This is a genomic window from Victivallaceae bacterium (assembly GCA_036659455.1).
In the GTDB taxonomy this organism is placed as follows: Bacteria; Chlamydiota; Chlamydiia; order Chlamydiales; family Chlamydiaceae; genus JAVXCN01.
Window position 1 is genome coordinate 421,828 of record JAVXCN010000001.1, and the last position, 22,331, is coordinate 444,158.

Annotated in this window: 19 protein-coding genes; 4 read left to right on the forward strand and 15 right to left on the reverse strand. The window is 40.0% G+C overall.

Annotated features, from left to right (window positions below):
- Positions 1–38: 38 nt before the first annotated feature.
- From glgB to RSA43_01965, 13 genes are all read right to left on the reverse strand, one after another.
- Complete coding sequence (gene glgB / locus RSA43_01905; protein MEG2496042.1) at positions 39–2,192, reverse strand: 1,4-alpha-glucan branching protein GlgB; 2,154 nt, start codon at positions 2,190–2,192, stop codon at positions 39–41.
- 15 nt (positions 2,193–2,207) lie between these two features.
- Positions 2,208–3,188 (reverse strand): hypothetical protein, encoded by a 981-nt coding sequence (locus tag RSA43_01910; protein MEG2496043.1) that lies wholly within the window; start codon positions 3,186–3,188, stop codon positions 2,208–2,210.
- Positions 3,176–3,445, reverse strand: a complete 270-nt coding sequence (locus RSA43_01915; GenBank protein MEG2496044.1) for a hypothetical protein — start codon at positions 3,443–3,445, stop codon at positions 3,176–3,178. The genes RSA43_01910 and RSA43_01915 overlap by 13 nt, the downstream gene beginning before the upstream one ends.
- Before the next feature lie 86 nt (positions 3,446–3,531).
- Complete coding sequence (hflX, locus tag RSA43_01920; GenBank protein ID MEG2496045.1) at positions 3,532–4,854, reverse strand: GTPase HflX; 1,323 nt, start codon at positions 4,852–4,854, stop codon at positions 3,532–3,534.
- A 14-nt stretch (positions 4,855–4,868) separates the two neighbouring features.
- Positions 4,869–5,657: an MBL fold metallo-hydrolase gene (locus RSA43_01925; protein ID MEG2496046.1), complete on the reverse strand. Its 789-nt coding sequence runs from the start codon at positions 5,655–5,657 to the stop codon at positions 4,869–4,871.
- Positions 5,658–5,789: 132 nt separating this feature from the next.
- Complete coding sequence (locus RSA43_01930) at positions 5,790–6,479, reverse strand: hypothetical protein (protein MEG2496047.1); 690 nt, start codon at positions 6,477–6,479, stop codon at positions 5,790–5,792.
- Between the two features lie 111 nt (positions 6,480–6,590).
- Positions 6,591–7,202, reverse strand: a complete 612-nt coding sequence (locus tag RSA43_01935; protein ID MEG2496048.1) for a hypothetical protein — start codon at positions 7,200–7,202, stop codon at positions 6,591–6,593.
- Positions 7,203–7,655: 453 nt separating this feature from the next.
- Positions 7,656–9,062, reverse strand: a complete 1,407-nt coding sequence (locus tag RSA43_01940) for a hypothetical protein (GenBank protein MEG2496049.1) — start codon at positions 9,060–9,062, stop codon at positions 7,656–7,658.
- A 51-nt stretch (positions 9,063–9,113) separates the two neighbouring features.
- Positions 9,114–9,950 (reverse strand): hypothetical protein, encoded by an 837-nt coding sequence (locus tag RSA43_01945; protein MEG2496050.1) that lies wholly within the window; start codon positions 9,948–9,950, stop codon positions 9,114–9,116.
- Positions 9,951–9,979: 29 nt separating this feature from the next.
- The gene (locus RSA43_01950) at positions 9,980–10,240 is read right to left on the reverse strand and encodes a hypothetical protein (GenBank protein MEG2496051.1); all 261 of its coding nucleotides are present in this window, start codon (positions 10,238–10,240) and stop codon (positions 9,980–9,982) included.
- Positions 10,241–10,264: 24 nt separating this feature from the next.
- The gene (locus RSA43_01955) at positions 10,265–11,446 is read right to left on the reverse strand and encodes a hypothetical protein (GenBank protein MEG2496052.1); all 1,182 of its coding nucleotides are present in this window, start codon (positions 11,444–11,446) and stop codon (positions 10,265–10,267) included.
- Positions 11,447–11,668: 222 nt separating this feature from the next.
- A complete protein-coding gene (locus tag RSA43_01960) occupies positions 11,669–12,676 on the reverse strand; it encodes a hypothetical protein (GenBank protein MEG2496053.1) in 1,008 nt (335 codons plus the stop codon).
- Between the two features lie 67 nt (positions 12,677–12,743).
- The gene (locus RSA43_01965; protein ID MEG2496054.1) at positions 12,744–13,541 is read right to left on the reverse strand and encodes a transporter substrate-binding domain-containing protein; all 798 of its coding nucleotides are present in this window, start codon (positions 13,539–13,541) and stop codon (positions 12,744–12,746) included.
- Positions 13,542–13,875: 334 nt separating this feature from the next.
- Between RSA43_01965 and RSA43_01970 the strand changes: the two genes are divergently transcribed.
- From RSA43_01970 to RSA43_01980, 3 genes are all read left to right on the forward strand, one after another.
- Positions 13,876–17,052, forward strand: a complete 3,177-nt coding sequence (locus RSA43_01970; GenBank protein ID MEG2496055.1) for a hypothetical protein — start codon at positions 13,876–13,878, stop codon at positions 17,050–17,052.
- 135 nt (positions 17,053–17,187) lie between these two features.
- Entirely contained in the window at positions 17,188–18,021 is an 834-nt protein-coding gene (gene aroF, locus RSA43_01975) for a 3-deoxy-7-phosphoheptulonate synthase (GenBank protein MEG2496056.1), read from the forward strand.
- Between the two features lie 128 nt (positions 18,022–18,149).
- Positions 18,150–18,356, forward strand: a complete 207-nt coding sequence (locus tag RSA43_01980) for a hypothetical protein (protein MEG2496057.1) — start codon at positions 18,150–18,152, stop codon at positions 18,354–18,356.
- Positions 18,357–18,423: 67 nt separating this feature from the next.
- Here RSA43_01980 and RSA43_01985 read toward each other — a convergent pair whose 3' ends face one another.
- Complete coding sequence (locus RSA43_01985; GenBank protein MEG2496058.1) at positions 18,424–19,791, reverse strand: sodium:solute symporter family protein; 1,368 nt, start codon at positions 19,789–19,791, stop codon at positions 18,424–18,426.
- A 321-nt stretch (positions 19,792–20,112) separates the two neighbouring features.
- Between RSA43_01985 and RSA43_01990 the strand changes: the two genes are divergently transcribed.
- Positions 20,113–20,313, forward strand: coding sequence for a hypothetical protein (locus tag RSA43_01990; protein ID MEG2496059.1), 201 nt, complete (start codon positions 20,113–20,115; stop codon positions 20,311–20,313).
- A gap of 39 nt (positions 20,314–20,352) precedes the next feature.
- On the opposite strand, the gene RSA43_01995 is transcribed toward RSA43_01990, so the two are convergent.
- Positions 20,353–22,056 (reverse strand): HEAT repeat domain-containing protein, encoded by a 1,704-nt coding sequence (locus tag RSA43_01995; GenBank protein ID MEG2496060.1) that lies wholly within the window; start codon positions 22,054–22,056, stop codon positions 20,353–20,355.
- Positions 22,057–22,331: the final 275 nt, after the last annotated feature.

The window sequence follows — 22,331 nt, forward strand, 5'->3', positions numbered from 1 at the left end:
TACCTATTAAATAAATAGTATATTAAATATTTTAAAAATTAATTTGTTATTTTAATGACAACAGTAGAAAGAGGTGGAATATTAATAATAAATCCTTCACCCCGATTGACATATTTCCTACCTAAGGAATCTTTTCCTCCGGCACCGAATTCGACGGCATCGGAATTAAAAATCTCTTCTCCGCAACAAGTTTCAAAAAGATTGATACGATAGTCGGTTAGAAAAAGGGAACTAAAATTATGAACACAAAGTAATTCATAATCCATATCGCACCGTCTTAAGTAACTGATGACATTGTTGGATGAATCGCTGAAATCAACCCATTGAAATCCCTCCGGATCGAGGTCTTGTCTCCAAAGAGGAGGATGAGAAATATAAAAACGATTCAAAGAGGCCACAAAATGAAAGAAATCCGCATGTTTTCGAGAATCCAGTAAAAACCAATCGAGTTCGTTGCTAACCGACCATTCTCCGAATTGAGCGAATTCCCCTCCCATGAAAAATAATTTTTTACCTACCTGACACATGTGATAAGACAGGAGTAAACGCAAGTTAGCGAATTTTTGATCCGGGTATCCCGGCATTTTTTCTATTAAACTCTTTTTACCGTGAACGACTTCATCATGAGACAGGGGTAATACAAAGCTCTCATTGAATACGTAAAGCAATCCGAAAGTCAAATCTTCATGTCTATGAATTCTAAATATCGGGTCTGTCGAAAAATATCTGAGGGTATCATGCATCCAGCCCATATTCCATTTATAATCAAAACCTAAGCCTCCGTATTCAACAGGAGTCGTTACCCCCGGAAAAGCCGTCGATTCTTCCGCTATTACCAAAGTTCCCGGATAATTTTTATGAATCAAGGAATTAAGATGTTTTAAAAATTCTATGGCCCCCAAATTTTCCTTACCGCCATATTTATTCGGTATCCATTCACCGGGATTTCGTCCGTAGTCGAGATACAACATCGACGACACGGCATCAACCCTCAATCCGTCAATATGCATCTTATCAATCCAAAAAAGCGCACTCCCCAACAAAAAATTGGAAACCTCATGTCTATCGTAATTAAAAATATGCGTTCCCCAATGAGGATGCATGGCCTGAAAAGGGTGTTTATGTTCGTAAAGAGCGGTACCGTCAAAATAAGATAAAGCAAAATCATCTCGAGGAAAATGGCCGGGAACCCAATCCAGTATAACTCCGATGTTATGTTTATGCATGTGATTCACAAAATATTGAAAGTCTTGACAACTTCCGTATCGACTAGTGGGAGCATAAAACCCTACGGTCTGATATCCCCAAGATTCCGTGAGCGGATGCTCCGTTACGGGAAGCAATTCGATATGCGTATAACTCATTTTAAGACAGTATTCGGACAACCGATGAGCTAAATCACGATAATTCACAAAAAGACCGTCTTGTTTTTTCCAGGAACCGAGATGAACTTCATAAATATTCATAGGTTCGGCATGGGAACGTGTTTCGGATAAACGTTTTTTCCATTCATAATCCTCCCAAAGAAAAGTCTCGCATTCATCGATAACGGAAGCCGTGTGCGGAGGATGTTCGAAGGATAAAGCGTAAGGATCGGATTTAACGATCAATGTTCCGTTTTCGGTTATGATTTCCCATTTATACTTCTCTCTGACATCCAATCCCGGAATAAAAAGATCCCAGACCCCACATTCACCTAAATTTCTCATCGGATGAAGTCTGCCGTCCCATCGATTAAAGTCCCCGATTACGGAAACCCGACGTGCATTAGGAGCCCAAACCGAAAAATTCACCCCTTGAAAACCTTCCGGGGACACTGAAATTCTGGCACCGAGTTTTTCATAAATTCGATAGTGAACGCCTTTGGAAAATAAAAAAGAGTCCATCTCACCCCAAAGAGAACGACAAGCATACGGATCATGAGCCAATAAACCGTTTTGATGATAAATTTTGTAGTCTTCGGGAAGCACGGAAGAAGGAATTTTAACGACGAAAATTCCGGATGAATGAACGGAAACGGCTTTTTCAATTCGTCCCGAAACTTCAATAAAAACCTCGGAAGCCCCAGGACGATATAAGACTATGAGGCCGTATTCTTCATCATAAGAATGTAACCCCAAGAATTTATGAGGATTTAAATGACAACCATTCAATAAAAGGTTGATATCTTCTTTTAAAGCCAGTTTTTCCATCCGCCTTCGGAAAGGTTATTTCTCGAAACAATCCAATAAATATGTGATTCCGGAATTAATCGCTATAGGTTCTCCTGCTTTCAAAATACGACCTTTATCTCGAGTTTTTTCCTTTCTTAGCCTAAATTGCTTAATATCGAGAGGAAAAGAAAAAAAAGCCTCGGTATCCGACAACCCCTTAAGACGGATCATTCCGATTCGTTTTTTAGTCCATTCCAAATCGAAACTCAAAAAACCTTCATGAACGACTCCGAACAATTTTCCGCATACGAATTTTCCAGGTAATTTTTTAAGAAATTCAATCCGATTATCCTTACGGGAATAAATAAGAGATTCTATCAATGATGCTCCTCTACAAAGGATAGTCAAAGGCATTTCCGTAATGTCTTGAAATTCTTTGAAAATTCCTCGATGAAACCGATCGTATCTTTGAGGGACAAGACAATTACCGAAACCGAACGAGAATAATTGTTCGATCATAAATAACATCCTGTCAGAGCAATAATCATCCGTTCGTCGGTAATCAAAACACTCTTCCAAAAAATCCGGAATCCCCACTCGATCCGACTCATCAGCATCGGAACCTGGGGTGATAAGTCCCATACGAAACCAAAGAGGTAAAATCTCTTTTACATCCCGTCTTCTATATATCATTTGCCAATCTTGTTTTTTGTGAATACCGAACGATAAAAAACGAGAATCAAGCTTTGTTACGGGCTGAGAGCGACTTTTCAAAACCTTTCCGATCCCTGAAACGGCATAACGATTGGAACCTGAAAAAAGCGTAAGACCTCCTCTATGCAAATCCTGCATAACCGAAAAACATTTTAAGGAACCGTCCGTATCAATGGGAACTTCGGATAATAAATGATTTTTTTCATTGAAAATACGAATAAGCGAAGGAAAGACTTGGGCAAAAAGACGCGAGCCCGGAATTTGATATAATTCACCGGGTAATAAGGAAAAAGGTTTGAAATGCTGTTTTAAACGGAGCATGGGGATATTACCTTATCGAATAACTTGTCCGATCCATTCTCGTTAACACCCGCAAGGACATACCCTCCAATAGCTTCTTCCTTAAAACGAACCTTTATGAATTCGGGGATATATTCCGAATCAACGCTTTCTTTAACTTCAACCAGTCCTATCGCCTGCCATTGACTATGATAAAACCGTACTTCTGACCGATTAACCCTATACCCTAAGAAAAACGGTTTAAAAGTATCCGGACGTATTTTGAAGATTTCGTTCATAACTATGATTCAAGAAACTTATAACTAGCGAACTCCGTTTCGTTTCAAAAGAAATGGAGATGAGAATTATGACAATGTCAGATAATTTATGAACACCGTTTTTTATAGGGAAGGAATTTCTTTTTGATTTCCTCAGGAATTAAGGCTTCTACCGACAACCAATTATCCTCATCATATGAATGGGAAATCACCAACCCCTTTTCCAATAATTCAGAGAAAAATCCGTAATCTTCAAATCGAAAACGTAACAACATTCTTTCACTCAAACGAGCACTCTCTTTTTCCATGGCCGCTAATAAATCCGACAGTCCTTCTCCTGTCAAGGCAGAAAATAAAATGGGATTGGGACATGAAATTCTTAATTTATTCAAAATTCTTCTATCATCGCAGATATCAATCTTATTCAAAACGGTGATAATATTGGGCGAAACTATTCCAAGCTCTTTTATGAGGGCATAAGTCGTTGCTACATGCTCTTCCGCCATCGGATTGGAAACGTCAACCGTATGTATGAGGACATCATCTCGAAAAGCAGTTTCCAGGGTACTACGAAAAGCAGCGATTAGCGTATGCGGTAATTTTCGAATAAAACCGACCGTATCCGTAAGCAAAATTTGAGTCTTATTGGGCAACACGACTCGTTTCGTTTTGGTATCCAAAGTTGCAAAAAGTTTATTTTCGGCGTAAACGCCGGCTTGAGTCAATAAATTCAATAAAGTGGATTTTCCCGAATTCGTATATCCGACAATTGCAAAAGAAGGCATATTGTTTTTCCTTCTAAGCGACTGTCCCGTTACCCTATTTTTTATGGATTCTTTCAGCCGCATCTTCAGTTTGAAGACCCGATCTCTGAGCATTCGCCTATCGAGCTCTATCTGTTTTTCTCCTTCCCCTTTCAAACCTACTCCCCCACTCGAACTTTGGCGAGACAAATGCCCCCACATCCTTTTCAAACGAGGAAATATATAACGTGCTTTAGCTAATTCTATTTGCAGACGAGCTTCAGACGTAGCTGCTCCTGAAGAAAAAATTTCAAGAATCAATTCCGTTCTGTCAATAACGGTAAGTCCCAGATATTTTTCGAGGTTTCTTTGCTGTGAAGCGGTAATTTCTTCATCAATCAAAACAACCGATACGTTTTCTTCCTTAATGAAATTGCCTAGATTTTCAAGATGTCCTTTTGAGAGATAAGTAGAAGAATCTATTTTTTTTAAGGAAAAAACGTTTCGGAAAAGAACCTGAATTCCGCATGAAGAAGCTAATTCCGTTAATTCATCGAGATATTCCTCCGTACGAGACTTATCTTCCTTATTGACATAAAATCCGACGGCAAGAGCCCGAGCTCCCGAAATTCTTTTTCCGAGCAATTCCAGTAAAAAAGGATCATTGTCGAAAGAGTCATTACTCATCTCGCACCTCTTATTCAAAATTCAATTTCAACAACCATACCGTCATAGGCGACTGTAACATCGGAATTACCGGAACTCCGTATCCGTTCCTCAATATTCGTATGATGTCCGATGTGCGTCAATACAAGTCTTTCGATATTGATATCTTCGGCAAATTCACAAGCCTCTTCAAAAGACGGATGCATCGATAACGGATCCCTTTCTTTTGCGGATACCGTTAAAACAAGCGTTCTAATACCTTTTAAGGCCTCTTTTATTATTGGATTATACTGTTGCATATCAACTATATAAGCAAAATCACCGAAACGGAAACCGTTAACTTGAAAAGGTCCTTGACGATAGGTCACGTAACGAAACGGCACCCCTTCCGCATTTCCGTCCCCTATCAAAACATCATCCAATATATTGAGATCGAACATTGCGGAAAAACTATCTCCCTCGTTTTTAAGAAACAAGTAGGGTTTCGTAAGCATTAACTTTTGATAGGAAAAATTCGATAAAATAAGTTTGACCGGAAGAAGTTTGACAAGATTATAAGCCCGTAAATCATCTAGTCCGCCGACATGATCATAATGCACGTGAGTCAAAAAAGCGGTATCGATATGATCAATACGATAGGTCAGCAATTGCCGTCTGATATCCGGACCTATGTCCATCAAAAACACTTTATCATTGACAGTTAAAATTCCGGAAGATCTCAGTCTTTCTTTCCCACTAGGAACCGAACAAACCGGACAAGAACAAAAAGGAACGGGAATTCCTTCGGCATTTCCCGTTCCCGAAAAAATAAACGAACCCTTCATTTGTTTCCCTTAGCGTGCTCGAATATCGAGAAGCAGAGAATACCGGAAAATTTTTACCTCTTCAACGACGAAACTCGTTTAGTTTTTTTCCGAAAAAAGAGAGGCATCTACGAAACGTATCGCAAAACTCGACTACTCGGTCTGGATTAAATCCATACGGAAGCATTCAATTAGAGAAGACGCTCCCGGAACGTCTGCAAAAACATCCGCTATTTTGGCACACAAAGTATTATAATCCGTTCTTAAGTCACACTGCACGGTTCCGGTATGATAGAATTCGGCTTCATAAGCCGGTGCTTTTTCAGGTCCGCCCGAAGGACTTTCACGACAAGCATTTTTCACGGCATAATAATCGTTAGGGACCCTAAGTAACATTTGCATTAAGACGGAGCCCCGATCCGCAAGAACTTCCGGAGTATAAACAAAGAAAAAATCGGAACTCAATGTATCGGCAATCTGAAGAGAAACATGAACTTTGCTTGATGCCGCGACCAGGAATGCTTCACTAAGATCATCCCACGATACCATATCTCGAACTATTTGCTTATATTCGTTTCCAATAAGACATCGAAGACTGTTCACCGGAGCAAAAAGAACCGTATCGTAGCATTTAAGCAGTACTTTCGTAAACAGTAAGGAGATGCCGGCCGCTATGGCAATCACGGCACCCGTTACCGCCAATCCGATGACGACACCGGCTCCGACAGGTGAAGCGAGCAATGCCAACCCGGCAACAAAACTTACAATGCCCAAGACAATACAAGCAATCGAAACCTTGCTTATGCTTTCCAGACATGACTTGCCTTTGCTATATGTGCTCACACTATCTTTTAAAGAAACAAGGCTACAATCGAATGAACGTTGTAAAGTAATCATAAAAACAATACGTAATTAATATTAATGTATAATTATTATTATACTATAAATTTAATATTATTGTTTTAATATACAGAAATTATCCAAAAACAATTGATACTTATTCCAACCGAATTCTTCACCCAAAGAAACGGTGTCCGACGCCTCTAAAAGATCCTTCATTCGTTTTGACCAATTCCCGGAACCTACTCCGGACTTATATATGCAGATTATTGAAAATAAAAGACATAAAACTCCAGCACATATCATTATCACGCCCGGTAACCATGAAGGCACCGTGGGAACGAAAGTCAAAGTCACGACAACACCCACACCTAATATCAGTAAAACGGATCCGAGCAAAGCAAAAATACAGCAAGCTATGTCCCATGCCTTTACGCGGCGATATTCTCTTTCCAATTCCGAACAAATTTCAAAAGTCGAACCGGGCCCGTTTTTCGGAACAACACGAAATAAAGACGTTAAATAATCTTTTCGCACATGTTCTTTATCATGTAAGGAGCATTGCAGGACCGAAATTTCTACCCTGACGTCATCATTGGAGGATTTGGGGACCTTGAACCGAGCGGTTTTTACGGGAACGATTCGACGACATTCCTCACAAAAAAACGGGCCCGGATCGAAGGCACGCGGTCTTTGTTCTAAGGAATGAGGATAAACGGAAAACATAATAAAAAATTTAACAATAAAATGGACAATTTTATTGTTAATCGGAAATTTTTAAAATCAAATTCTTTTAAAAACAAAACCAAAAATAATAAATTATTTTTATACCTATATTTCGATACATATCGGAGGGACATAAAAGCTCTTCCGACAAAAAGTTCAATCGTGGTCGGAGCGTTTTATTTTTAAATTTATCACTTGATAAAATGAAAACTCGAATTTAAATAATTAATCGGAAAACTTTTAATTTCAATTCAAGGAATCGTTTTGTTGAAAAGAATCTCCAATTTTCAAATCTTTTTATGAATAGGAAATAAGAGCCGTAAAAAGCCTAATTACCCAACGTGTCAAAACAAGTAAAAAAGAGTCGAAAAACGATTTCTTCGACCCTTTTTGATCAATATACTCGGATGGCCGATAAATGTCTTGACCGTAAAAAGCTATTCCCTTTTCTTATTATTCCGTGAGAATTCTATAGGCCGCCATAATCGCCTCCAATTTTGGCGTTAGGGTTCCTACAAGCCGCTGATAGTTTAAAACGGTATGGTAAATTAACTCACCGCTTTCCGGTGTTACATCACTCGGATCCAGAGCCTCCAAGCTCATGGTTATATCGTCAAGCTGAGCCATCAATTGGTTTAAACTTCTCTCCATAAGTACGGGAGTAAATTGAGAATTTTCACCGGGTGTCAGAGAAACTTCTTCGGAAGAGGACAGAACGTCCAGAGGAACTTCTTCGGAAGAGGGCTGAACGTCTTTCGAATCGGAACTCCGGATTTTTAAGCAACGAGCTTTAATAGCATCGAACGCCCGGCCAATACTTGCTTTCAACTGTTGCAGTGATCCTTTTAAATTGTCCAACGCCGCTCTTAACTTCTCTGAAACGCCTTCATTCAAAGAAGAATTTTCGGTACGACCGGATCTTGCCTTAAGCTTATCCCCTAATTGACCGAGACCCCCCTTCAATTTACTAACAATTTGTTCAAGCTTTTGAGAAAATTGCTTAAATTTTGTAGGATTTACTAGCTGCTCAGGATCTAACGTGACCTCTTCGAAATCCTGCAACAGATTATCGATCGAGACACCAACTTCCTCCACGTCGTGAGAGGTCGATGTGCTTGTAACTTCGGAATAAATGACGGATTCTTTAGGTTGAGTTTTTCGAGGTGAGGGGGCCAATTGAGGATCCTTTGAAAAATCCAGCGTGGTATACACAACCTCTTCATCCGAACCTTCAGTCCCGGAGGTCGAAGGTTCATCCGAACCGGCTCCTGACTTCTTACCTAGAGCCTTCATTTTCTCACCGGCATCCGAGAGTAAACCTTTAACCGTCTGTCCGGCTTGACTCATTTTCTCACCGGCATCCGAGAGTAAACCTTTAACCGTCTGTCCGGCTTGACTCATTTTCTCACCGGCCGCAGCAGCCTTTTCCTTAACTTTGCTACCTAACTCATTAAGCTTTGACCTTACCCCGCTATCTTTTGCCGTTGCTTTTTCACCTTCCGTTACAGCTGCAGCAGAATCTTTCATCCCACCACTCATTTTTTGACCCTCAAATTTTTCTCGAAGCCGTGTAACCGTACCCTTTTCTTGAGGTAAAAAACCTTTCGTGAGCTCTTCACGATAAGTACTTTTTGGTGTAGGAGGTTCGTAGCCCGGCATATACTGTTTTTCCACGCCACCGGAAGCCTCGGAAGTCTTCCGAGCGGCCTCATCGGCAGCTTTATTATCTGCCTCCTTCTCGACTTTAAAAGTCTTTCCTGAAGTTTGTAATTTGCCTACCGGAGACCGTTTTTTATCGTCGCCACCACCCGGTCCCTGTATGGGAGCATTTCCCCCCGCTCCTCCTATAGAACTACTCATATATCAACCAACCTTAAAAATTTTAATAGATTAAATTAACTACTGTTTCCGTCATTCCGGCATCCTTCCTGTCTTAAGCGCCCAAGCAGCATTTAAATTGATTAGCAAAGCCTCCAACTTCTCTTGCTCCGCTTTACTTCTAGGATCCGGCCGACCGGTTTCTACATTTTGTAGGAGTCCATCGATACCTTGATTCAGTTCCTGCAGGTCTCGGTTCACCGTAACCGGATATTTTTTATCTGTTTTCAGTTTATCGGCGGCATTTGAAATATTTTTCTTAAGAACTTGTAACCCATTTGAAATACTGCTTTTGAAATCGCTAAAGGCATCCTTAAGCACCGTCCTAGCTTTCCCGGTAGCAGTCTGATACTTAAGATATTCCGGAGTCCCTTGGTCTTTCTTGAAAATTTTAGCAGCCAAGACTTTACACTTACCTAAGCCACCTTTCGTGTTTTTAGCTCGCTCTTCCCAATACGTCGAATGCTGTTTCGTATCGGAAGTTTTGACGGTTTCAGAACCGCTCGCACCTTGAGAAGACGTTCCTCTAGCAGGAGGAAGCGGAGCAGGTCTCGAAGGTTGCAGACGACCTGGAGAAGATCTTCCCCCAGTAGGAGGAAGCGGAGCAGGTCTCGAAGGTTGCAGACGACCTGGAGAAGATCTTCCCCCAGTAGGAGGCATAAGAGCCTTTTTTTCTAAAGGAGGGGTAGTTCTTTCCGGGTGAAATCTTTGATCCGCAAAACTGACAACCTTTTCTCCCATCGAACCACCTCCGGTAGTCACTTCATGAGATTTGCCTCCGGGATTTTTCAAAATACCTTTTTTAGGCTGTTGTATACTCTTCTCAGGATTTGAAGCAGGTACTCCGCTGGGACCTATAGGTGTGGCCATATAACACTCTCCACTATGTTAATAATTTTTTATCGTTTCGATTGCTCGACGATTTTTTTGATGACCGTCTTGCTGATATCGTCCAATTCTTTAGCCGAAATTCCGTCGAAACCAACTACCTTCCGTGAAAGATAGGGTCTTTTCCGTTCTTCGGTCCCTTCATCTCCGGTTTGCGTAATGAAAAGAAGCCGATTGATCTTGTTCAATCCCCTCTTCATCTTGGCCCCAGAACTACCGTTTCCCTCTAAAAGACTCACCATAATCTTAGTAGCATCACTTATGTTTCTCATTGTCGGTCACTGCAATGAAATTCTTTAAGCATCACTTACGAAAGGCAATTCCTCGTCTAATCTCATTTCCAATGAAGCTCTTAAAGCATTAAGACCTTGCAATATCGTATCCAGAGCCGTTAAAGTAGCGTTACTTACGCCTCCAGGAGAATTTTCTATATCGTTTAGAATACGTGTGATCGTATCGCCTCTTTCAACAATCCCGGTAAGATGGTTACGCGCTTCTTGAAATTGTCCTATATCCCACAAATGCAGGGAACCGCTCATCGATTCATGGCTTGCCATATCACTTTCGTTATTTAAGAGATCGGCCCCTCTCGCGGCGGAATAAGAATGTTCCGTTGACAAAGTCAAATCCGGAATTTCTTCATAAACATTTTCTTCTTCATCGATGGGATCCGGAACCTCGTAAATCGATTCCGTACCTTGAGCGGATCCATCAACGGACGGAGTCAAATCCGAAATTTCTTCATAAATATTTTCTTCTTCATCGATGGGATCCGGAACCTCGTAAATCGATTCCGTACCTTGAGCGGATCCATCAACCAATGATACCCTACCATCGTCTCCTTCACGACCTTCCAACCCATAATATGCGGCTGCTTCACGAAACTCTTTCGACCATTGCACTTTAGGCTCACCCGATGTTATTAAGAAATCACTAGGAGCAGATACTTCCGGACGATAACTTTCGGAAGCACTTCCTCTTTGAGAAGATCCTTGAGCAGAACTCAAAAACATACGATTAATCCATTTAGTGCATAGCTGCCTAAAACTACTTAATGAGGACCTTATGGCCAAAAACAAATCCTGTGACTTCTCTCTTGAAGCCTCAGTGCCTCTCGTAGCTTCGCCTGCCGTAGATAAAGTTTTTTCTACCAAAGAATCCATCTCGCTTAAGGAATCTTGAGTCATAGTTTCAACACGAGAGGCAGCCTCCCCCAGCTTAGACAATAATTCTTGTAAATTAGACCTAAAGAGTTCGGATGTTTCCGAAAAAGCAGCCATAATCTCTTCATTCGTCCCTAATTGTCCTATAGCCGGTTCGGCAACAGAAGAAACCTCTGATGATATTTCTTGTAAATGATCGGTTCCGGTACTACTAATCGTGTGTTGGCCATCTAAAGAACCTGTAGGTGCCGTGAATTGAGTATCATCGAAACCCAACGAATTTAAGTTTGGATTACCCTCTATGGGAGAGGTCATAAAACACCGAATTTATAAAAAATCAAACAAAACTAATTAATTTAATAAAAATAAATTAATTTATAATTAGATTTTAAAATAAAAAATTAAAAAAACAAATAATTAGATATTAAAAAAAAGGAGGAAAATCCATTTTCCTCCGCATAGTCTTGAAAAAGATATTGTTGAAACGGGAACCTCAAAATCATAAATCGGAGTGCCCGAAAAATTTTCCGATGACGATTAGTTATCTCCGATACCGTGAAAATGACCTTGAAAAGCCTGAAGAACTCCGGTTAAACTACCTACAACGATAACGAAAGATTTTTCGAAAGCCGAAGTAAGAGGAGCGCTTCTCTTAACAAAATCATTTAATTCTTCCTTTAAATCACGAAGCAACCGTGCTTTAACGATATCCGGCAAACCGGAACTCATAATACGACGACATAATTCAACCCCGCTATCTAAGATACATTCGATATCTTTCTCTTTAGAATCGAAATTTTTTTCAGGCACTAAAAATGGAAAAAACGATTTCTTAGGCGAGTAGGCATCAAAAATCTCAAGTTTAAAACCGAATTGAGTCATAAGTCTCAAGAAAGAACGATCACTTAAAAAAGCAAATCTCACAGCTATACCTTCTCGAAATTTCTCGGAAAAAATCTCCGATTTAACCAAGGTATTCAAAGAGCTGAACAACTTACTAACGGCCACCCAAAGCGAACGACAATTCCCGAAGAACTTGCTTAGCTTCTTTCTAAAGCATTCAATAAGAAAATAAAAATCTTCGTTCGCTTCGTTAAGTCGCTCCGTTGCTTCACCTGAAGCGACATTTTCTTCGGGAATGGAATCCGGGGGTGAATCGGTAGTCAAAACTTCCGAAAGAGATTCTCCTTCCTGAATGATCGATCGTGCAACGACCGATATTTGCTTCCGTAAAGCACTTACGAAATCATTCAATGCATCCATTTGTCCGTTGCAAAGAGTGAGTTCTTCTTTTATATCATCCGCGACTCGACTCAATTCCGACTCAAAAGATTCGTTAACCTCAACCACACCAAAGGTTATACTTGAAGTGAACTCCGAATTTTCATTTAACCGACACTTAACAGTCGTGGCTTTTTGAGATATTACATTCAATAAGATAGGATCCGGTATCGAAAAAACGAAAGATCCGCCGCTAGTGACGAAATCTTTCGTATCGGGAACATCATCCGAAGGATTGAAAGAACCGGCACCCATTCCGAACATGACCGATGTCTCCGAATTATAATTAGGATAATTATAATTTTAATTTAAAAAATGATATTAAACATATTTAAACCGCAACCGATAACCCCCATTTCTTTTCTAAGTTTGCTATAACTCCTTCCAAATTCAATTCTTCGAGAGCTTTTTCAATTGCTTTAATTAAAGCGACATTATTTTTAGCAACGACAATTCCGTTACCCAACGTCCATTGATCCTCAGGAATCGGTATGGTCACGATTTTCAGATCGGGAAATTTCTCTTGCATTAAACGAGCAACGGTCGGCTCCATAACGGCCACTGCAGACTTACCGTATTTAATTTCCATGACCAATTCCACTGTGGAATCAAAAGATTTAACATTCGTATTTTTAGATCCGGCTACGGCTTCGGTCACGAACCGTTCCTGAAAAGTGGAAACCTGAACAGCTATCGAAGGGTATTGAGATAATGACGAAGGATTGTCATTCGGAACATTTTTCCAAAAAATAACGGCTAATTCTTTCATGGTATCACCTTGATAAGGTATCATGGCTACTTCTTTTTGTCGCTCCGGAGTAATAGACATACCCGCAATCGCCATATCGATTTTTCCCTTCTTGACATTCAATATCAAACAATCGAAACCAAACTCTTTAATAACCACCTGTTTATTCAATTTTTTACCTATGGCTTCGGCTAAATCGATATCGAAGCCTTCAACGAGACCTTTTTCATTCACATACTCATACGGAGGATAGGTAGCGTTGGTCCCTACGGTCAATACGGATTGTCCTATCCCTTGTTTTGAAGACACACATGATAGAAAACATGACAATGTCATGAAAGACATCACAAAAAAACAAACGAACAAAATTCTTTTTCCCATAAAAATAACTCCTTTATAAAGATATGAACAATCTAATGGATACCTCACAAATACACAACCATAAAATGAATAATTATTCATAAAATTAGCATAAAACTAAGAAATTGAAACACGCAGATAACCGTCAAACGACTAAAAAGATAGAATGCATAAAAATTGCATAAGTATTATTTATTAAACAACAAACATATGTTTTTCTCGAAAATTAAATAAAAATTTAAATAAACAATAATCATCCAATCAAATTCGAAGAAATTATTCTATATAATTTAAAGAAAGAGTGTTACAATAAAGAATATTAGAGTAAGGCAGACATATTACTAAAGGGTAAGTTATGCAACCAATAAATCCGAATCAAGAAAAACCCGATTGCGGATGTCTACACGACCTATTTCACTTTACCTTTAATCCCGAAGCATCGACTTTAAAGAAAGTTCTCCTAGCTATAGGATATACTCTTTTTCACATTTCAACCTTAGGTATCCCGTTACTCATTCATTATGGCTGGAAACATGAATTGTGTCGTCCCGGAGACGGGATCAATACCTTGTCCCGAGCGGATCAACCCTCTCGGCAAACAGTTGATGATGCTATCAGAAGCGCACGTAACGGACAAAACGCCCCAGGGGCAGGAGCTCAAGAAGTTCAACCCCCTGACTTAGCTCCTCAGGTAGTACACGGACAACCGGAAGATCAAGAGCAACCGGAACCCATAGTTCCCCAGGTAGTACACGGACAACCGGAAGATCAAGAGCAACCGGAACCCATAGTTCCTCAGGTAGTACACGGACAACCGGAGGATCAAGAGCAACCGGAACCCATAGTTCCTCAGGTAGTACACGGACAACCGGAAGATCAAGAGCAACCGGAACCCATAGTTCCCCAGGTAGTACACGGACAACCGGAAGATCAAGAGCAACCGGAACCCATAGTTCCTCAGGTAGTACACGGACAACCGGAGGATCAAGAGCAACCGGAACCCATAGTTCCTCAGGTAGTACACGGACAACCGGAAGATCAAGAGCAACCGGAACCCGTAGTTCCTCAGGTAGTACATGGACAACCTGAGGTTCAGGGACAACCGGGAGCCATAGCTCTCGGTTCTCTGGAAACATTAAGGCGGGGGTTTGTTTTGTTACCGACGGAAGTGAGAGACATCCTTGACTTACAATCTAAGGTCGGTTATCCAAGAAATGCAACAACATACTTTAGTCATGAATGTGGCTCGTTAATTCCTGTACAGACGGATTCACCCGGAGAAATAGAACGAAAAGCGATTGTCAAATCTCAGATACAACACCTAGACAAAAACTATTATATCTTGCCGATTGCCGGAGACGGATTCTGCTTTTTTCGTTCGGTAGCTACCGCTTGGTTGCTCTCACTCGCAAATAAATATAGTAACGATCCTGAATGCTTCGCGAATGCTGCCTTGGAACTGTCTACTCTAAGTCAAGATTTTGTAGTTAAATGTCCTGATTTATGTCACCAAATGTACCATCTAGTGGCGAATATACCACAAATAATCAGCAGTCGTCCGGTTACCCCAAGAGCTGTGTTTGAAGAGTTAATCTCGAACTCAAAACTAATGAATAACATCGCGGTAGCATTTTTTGCCGAATTCTCTCTGTTTCTTGCCGAGGCAACTATGGAAGATTCCGGTCGTGACCTATCGATGGCAACCGTATTAATAGGCAGTCTAACAGAGGATGCTACAAACCTTAGACGCGCCATTCAAACCGCTTGTTTAGAACCCGAAAATCAGGATATTTTCTTACAAAACATTGAAGAATTCATACCTACAGATTTACCGTCGGCGCTAACGATCTTTAGATGGTTACTTACTCAAACTTATTCCGACCCAACACTGAGGGTATCGTTTACCGAATTTGAAAAAATGCTTCAACTTGATTTCACTCCGGAAGAGGATTTTGAGCCGGCAGCCACGCAACTTATAACGCTAATCAATGATAATCCGCTACTTGCAAAATTGTGGACAGATTATTCCGACGATCATCCATCAACACGAACTTTCATAAAACTGTACGGATTTCTCGAAATGCACGGCAGCCACGTCACATTGTTACAAAGGAAACTCGTCAGCGATAACATCAAAGCATTTACTAGGTGTGTCGAAGCTGCCTTGAGACAACCTATGGCAGACTCTTTCAATAACTATCAGGCCGTTGGATGGCCTGGCGCATACACGAAACTTCTTGAATTTGCTCAAGCGAGTATGAGAGGAACGCTGCTTTTTAGAAGTTGGATTCAACGACCTGAAATCATTCTCACTAACCCCTGGATTCGAAAAATTCTGGAAGATTGTCTTTTGCAAATATCTCAACGGGCAACTTTAGAAAATATTGAGCAAGAATATCAAGAGGCATTGCAACAACTTAGTATGTATCCTGAAGAACGGCGTGCATTCCAAGACTTCCTTTTGAGTCCTTGTATAGAGCAGCTTAAGCATAGACAGGTGATAAGACGGCATTTACTTGGCGTTTTCTTAACATCACGCCCCGGGTTGGTCAAAGGCTTTGTAGAAAACTCTGCTTTAGATCAGTTCTGGTGTCGATGGAATAATGAAATGGATACCACCCTATCTCAACTTAACTTTACCGATTTACGAAAGGATTTAAACATTGGATTCACGTCTGCTTTCATTTCCGACTTACCCGAACATGGAGACCATCCACATCAAAAATCAAAACTCGGTTTCCTAACAAGACTTGTTCGTATCTTGGAATGTCAACCTGAGTTAATCGGAAAACAAGTTGTGGCGACATCCCTAATCAACAGATACGGAAAACTCAATATCGTTGAAGGCGATCAGGCAAAAACAAATGAAGCCGTACAAGCCGCACTGGCAACTCTTGAAAAAATCTGTCCGGGGGCATACGGTTCTTTCATCACAAGACTACAGGTTTTCCTACCGCCGAAGTTCTTTGCTGAAGTCACGTCATCATATTTGATTCACTTATTCTTGATCTCGGAGCAAACAAATCCCGCCCTCATACTGGGCATGCTTCCGCAGGAACTTCTAATATTTGCTACCGATTATCCGACACGCTTACAAGCACGTCTTGCCACAGAAATCCTTCCCGGAGTCAGTGAACAAGTAATCAGGATTACGGAAACAAGAATACGCGACAGCTATCACACCAGTCGATTGTTATTCAATCAATGCTTGAAGAACTCACTGTTCTTTGATCAAGTATGCGCTAGATTTTTACAAAATATTCCCTTCTCCTCACTTCAGAAGATCTATCGCGAATCGATCAATCAAGCCGAAGCCGAACATGTCATGTGCTTATCCGCCCGTTTAAAAGAGATAGCCATCTGCGATTTATTACTAATACAAAGCCATGGACTCTCTTTGGAACAATTAAGACTCGCCCATGCGTCTCAAGGATTCATAATGACTGAGGGCTTTGAGAGCGAAGACGCAGCCTCTATACATCTCCTGCGTATGAATAATCATTATTGCGCGTTAGTGCCGAAGGAAAAATAAGTGCCGTTTTCATCCGATTTTTTATGATTCGGCATTTTATGTACCAAACAGTGAATTTATGCTAGATTAACAATGACCGATAAGAAGACGATATGCTACATTCCGCATTACATCGCATAGTCTTTAACCGATCTCATGCTCATTCTCGAAAAATCCGTACGTAACTTTTATCCGGAACGGTTATCTCGCAACCTTCCTCTTGTCGTAGGAGAACAGCGAAATCCTACGATTATTCAAATCGGAGACGTTAAAATCGGGCACGGTTTTAAAACCGTCATAGCGGGACCTTGTACTCTGGAATCTCTTGAACATACCCTTTCTTTAGGTCGTCGTCTCAAAAGATCCGGAATTTCTATTTTTCGAGGATCCGTTTTTAAAAATCGAACTTCTCCCTATTCTTTTCAAGGTCATGGATTTGAGGCTCTATCTTGGCATAAAGAAGTCAAAAAACAATTTAACCTTCTCATAGAGACCGAAATCACCGACGCTAAGCAGATTGAGACCGTGGCGGATTGCGTCGACATCATTCGGGTCGGAGCCAGAAATATGCACAATTCCGTTCTATTACAAGAACTCGGGAAAATTAAGAAACCCATTATTTTAAAACGAAGCTTCGGAGCTACCATTGAAGAATGGCTTTCGGCCGCCGAATATTTAATGTATCACGGCAATGAAGAAATCATTCTGTGTGAAAGGGGCATTCGCACTTTTGAACCCTCTACCCGATTTTCTCTTGATTTCTGCGGATTAGCCAGAGTTCTTGAAATTACGCATCTTCCGGTTATCATTGACCCTTCACATGCCGCCGGTTCTTCTTCACTTGTGCTCCCTTTGGCAAAAGCAGCTCTTGCTCTAGGAGTTCACGGTCTTTTAATTGAAGTGCACGATAAACCGGAAGCTGCATTATGCGACGGCTTTCAAGCCATTACCCCCGATGTTTTAGATTTAGTTATTTCTGAAATAAATTAACTATCTCATTAATTAAAAATTAAACTACTGCTAAACAATAATTTATTATTGTTAAATAAAAGCCTTTTACTTATTTCAATTCTAAGATGAACGTACCGGAAAAGTACGTAATTTTTAAGGAGAAAAATATGTTAAATCATTTATTAAGACTTTTTTGTCCCGAATACGGCTTAAAAATATTAAATATTATTATTAAAACTTTGGGAGAATTATTGTCTTATTTCAGAGAATACGTTCGAGACGAAAGTGCTTATAACGCTGCTATTGATGCAGTTATTGAACTATTGATTCACATGAAAGACAATAACGATACGCCTACTGAAACCGTAAACTAACATCAAGACTCGTAGATACGAGGAGATTACCCGACTTAAATCGGGTAATCTTTTCCAATTTTACCAATTAACGCGCGTCCGATAGCATACGTTTTCCTGAAAAAAAACCAAAAACGATAAAACCGAATAAAGAGAACAGTAAGGCCGTTACCTCTGAAGGAAGATAAGTACACGGAAACAATTTAAGAGCAATAAAAGTAATTCCTCCGACAATAACACCTCCGAACGCGGAAGCGGATGAATATTTCTTAGGAAAAAATAGAGCGGCTAAAATCGGAACACCTAAAGCCGTCACTGATAAGCCATAACTCAAAATCAAAACCTCTACGATATCATCGAAACAATAAGCAGTTAATACTGCGGCAACGGCAATAAATGGAGTAATAATCAACCATATTTTCTTGGAAGAAGATGTTTCACGAATAAACTCCTCATTAATCAAAGAACAAACGGAACTTAACAACGAATCAGCCGTAGACATAATAGCCACGGCAACGGCGCAAGCCATAACTCCGGCGACTGCAGGATTGGTCAAAGCTCCGACGGCAATCATTAAAACACTCTGTCCCGGAGACACAAATATAGAAGTTTGAGAAGCAACGAGTCCGATGAGTATCGGAAAGCAACTGAAACTCATAGTGATTATTCCGGCCGTAATAGCCGATTTTTTCAAAACCTCAGGAGAAACGGCAGCAAAACAACGCTGACCCATATCTTGCTCGATAAACATAAAAATAAGCGGCATAAATAACCAACCCCATAATTTTCCGTAAGGAATTCCTGAAGAAGAAAGAACAGGGACATTCGCCACTCCGAAATCATTTTTAACGATAACGGCCCCTATACAAAAAATAACGGCTGCAATCAAAAATATTGCTTGTAATATGTCCGTTCTGACAACGGCTCGAAATCCTCCTAAAGTAGTATAACCTAAAACTACAATCCAAAATAAGAATAGAAACCATTTTCCCGATAAACCCAGTCCAGAAAAAAATTTGTCCGAAGCCACAATCTGGGCTGTCAGAATCATGAATAAAGACGAAATAGATAACAAAGAAGCAATACGTTTGAGAAACGGCGACCCATACACTTCCTTAAAAATCTGCGGTATCGTCGACATACCCGAGGATGCCAGTTTTTTACCGGGACTGCATCCGAGAATAATAAATCCGACGGAAATTCCGAGAGGATACAGTAAGGCTGAACTCCCGTATTGAAAAGCCGCATCGGCCGCTCCCAGGAGAAGCCCTCCTCCGAGTTGAGTTGCGACGAAAGTCATGGTCAAGGGGAAAAACTTTAAATTTCTTCCGGATAAAAAATAATCCTCTCCGAAATTTGATCCGGCGGAAGAATTTTTACAAGCACGAGCCCGACTCACTAAACAGCAGCCGATCTGTAACGCAATAAAACAAGACAAAAACAAGAAAATATTCATAACAATAACCTTTAAAAATAATCAATTTATAAAAACACCGAAAAAAGATCAGGGTCGATGCAAATGATCCAGGCTAAAATTACGAAAATAATGAATTGGAAAAATCGAACATTCGTCAGAAACGGTAGTTAAAAGTAATTTTTGAAACATATAAATCTTTACTGACGAAATAAAAATCAATCCGCCTCTTATTTTAGACTGTTCTCAATATTTCAATCAATCTAAAAAACTGAAATTAATTTTTTAAACAAAAAAATACTGTAATTAAAAATTTAATAAGTTATTTAAAAAATAAATTATACTAAAAACAAGGAGTAAGTTATGTTAGATAAATTACATGAACTATTTGCAAAATCATGTTCACTTAAAGCTCTTGAATTCATTATATCGTTGTTGGAAGAATTAATGTCTTTCTTTAAGGATACTTATTTCAAGAATGGTGAAGCAGGAAAAAACGAAGCTATCGACGCTATCATCAACATTCTCGAAACTTTTAAAAAAGCTCCAACGCAAACCGAATAAAATTAGTACATCAAAAAACCCCGTCATAAAGCGGGGTTTTTATTTCTTTAAAACCATAAAAAGAGCACCGGCCGCCGCGGTTTTTACGGAAGGCATGGATTCTTTACAACAACTCAAAAGAAACGGTACGGACCGTTTACCGCCGTAAACGGCTAAAGCTTCAAGAACAGCTATTTTTTCTTGCCAACCTCCTTTTCGATAGAGCTCTATAGACTTTTTAAAAACGGCTTCATTATCCTTCAATGATAATGAAGACAATACACCCTCCAAACGAACCGCATATGAAGGATGATCACATATCTTTTCCAAAAAATCCTTGAAATCCAAAGATTCTTCGTCTTCCCAAAAGATTCTGGAAAATAAACCGAACCCTCCGGGATTTCTTACCGATAAAAATTCGGCAAAAACTTCGTGTGTGTTCGAATAACGACACACCATTAATAAATTGATAAACTTAAACCCTAAGAAATTATTGTAATCACCCGGACGAGACATGCCTTCATCATCGGGAAAAAAAATGTTTTCGGATCCGAACGTTCTTAAATTATGTTTGTGCAAAGACAAAAATTCTTTAATGACATTTCCCGCAGATTCCACTTCTGTTCGAAATAATAATAAAGAGAGAGCCAAATCAACTTTAGTCCTGAGATCCTTAATTCGGGATAAATGAAGAGAAGCTAAACCAAGTCCTTTTTTACCCAGACAAGGAATAAATCCCGCCGCCATCCCGGAGTGAATCGGATTATCGGAAACAAGATATTTTTCAAGCAATGCATATCCTTCCCGATCATCGGCAAGAGTTAAAAGAGCCGCTGACGAAATAATGGACCGGGGACAATGAGAGCCGACGGCAATTGTACGAACTTCTTCAAGCAGTTTGGGAGAATTCAACAAAAAAGTTTTTCCCATCAACATAGCCGTTCGTAAAACTTCGATTTTTACGTCTTCCGTTTCGCAAGCTAATAAATTCAATAAACGATCTTCGGAATCGTCGGGGCGTTTTAAATTGATGATCCCACAGGACAGCAAACCGGAATCTCTCAAAGAAAGCAAATGATGAACGGACGTCAATCCCAGATCGCCTTCCAAAACGGCAAGAGCCTTCAAAGCCGCTCTCTTCTCATTTTCTATAACGGTTTTATCATTCAAAACCCGAATGAGATCGGGAACGGCTTCCGAGAGATTTAACTGCGCCGTGACAGCATAAGCTCCGATTCTTACAAATGAAGCAGGGTCCGAACGAATCACTTGAAGCAGTTTTCTCTTCAAATCGGTATTCGGGTAATGAGCTACGGTATTTACGCTAAGATATCTCACTAAATCCGAATCGTCTTCCAACATTTGTTTAAGAAAACGACCGGCTCGCACATCACCCGCCATCCCGGAAGCCAATACGCTAATGGTTCGAACCGTATTTGACGAATCGGAAAAACCCCGTCTTAAAATCCCCCAACAAAAATCTTCCAAGCAAGTTCTGAAAAAAGGCAAATCATCATTCGATCCGGAAGAAATTTTATCAAACAAAGCAAACCATTCCTCCTCATGACCCGCTAAGGCGTAAGCCCTTAAAATAACCGATATATCTCCTGTAGACACCTCTTTTTCTTTTTCAAAGCACGCGGCCTCCCGTGCCGCAGCAGAAAAGTCTCCGATCAATAAATAATCTTCGATCCTACCTACATTAGCTTCGATTTTAAATAATGCTAATCCCAAAATGAAAATAAAAAAATATAATCCACTCATAATATTGAGGTTATAACCAAATAATGGATTCGCATCAAACCTTTGAATACTTTTATATAAAGAAAACGATTCAAAAATAACTTCTTTATCTTTAAGAATTCTTTAACGATTACCGATTCGATAATCGAACCGATTAAGTTATAGAGCACCGTCTTAAAAATAACAAATCTTACCTAACCCGAGACGGATTACCTCTCGGGCATAAAGGAATCGTAAATTCCGGATCAACGGAAGTCTTTTATTAATGAATAATAACGTTTGTCGTCATATCAAAA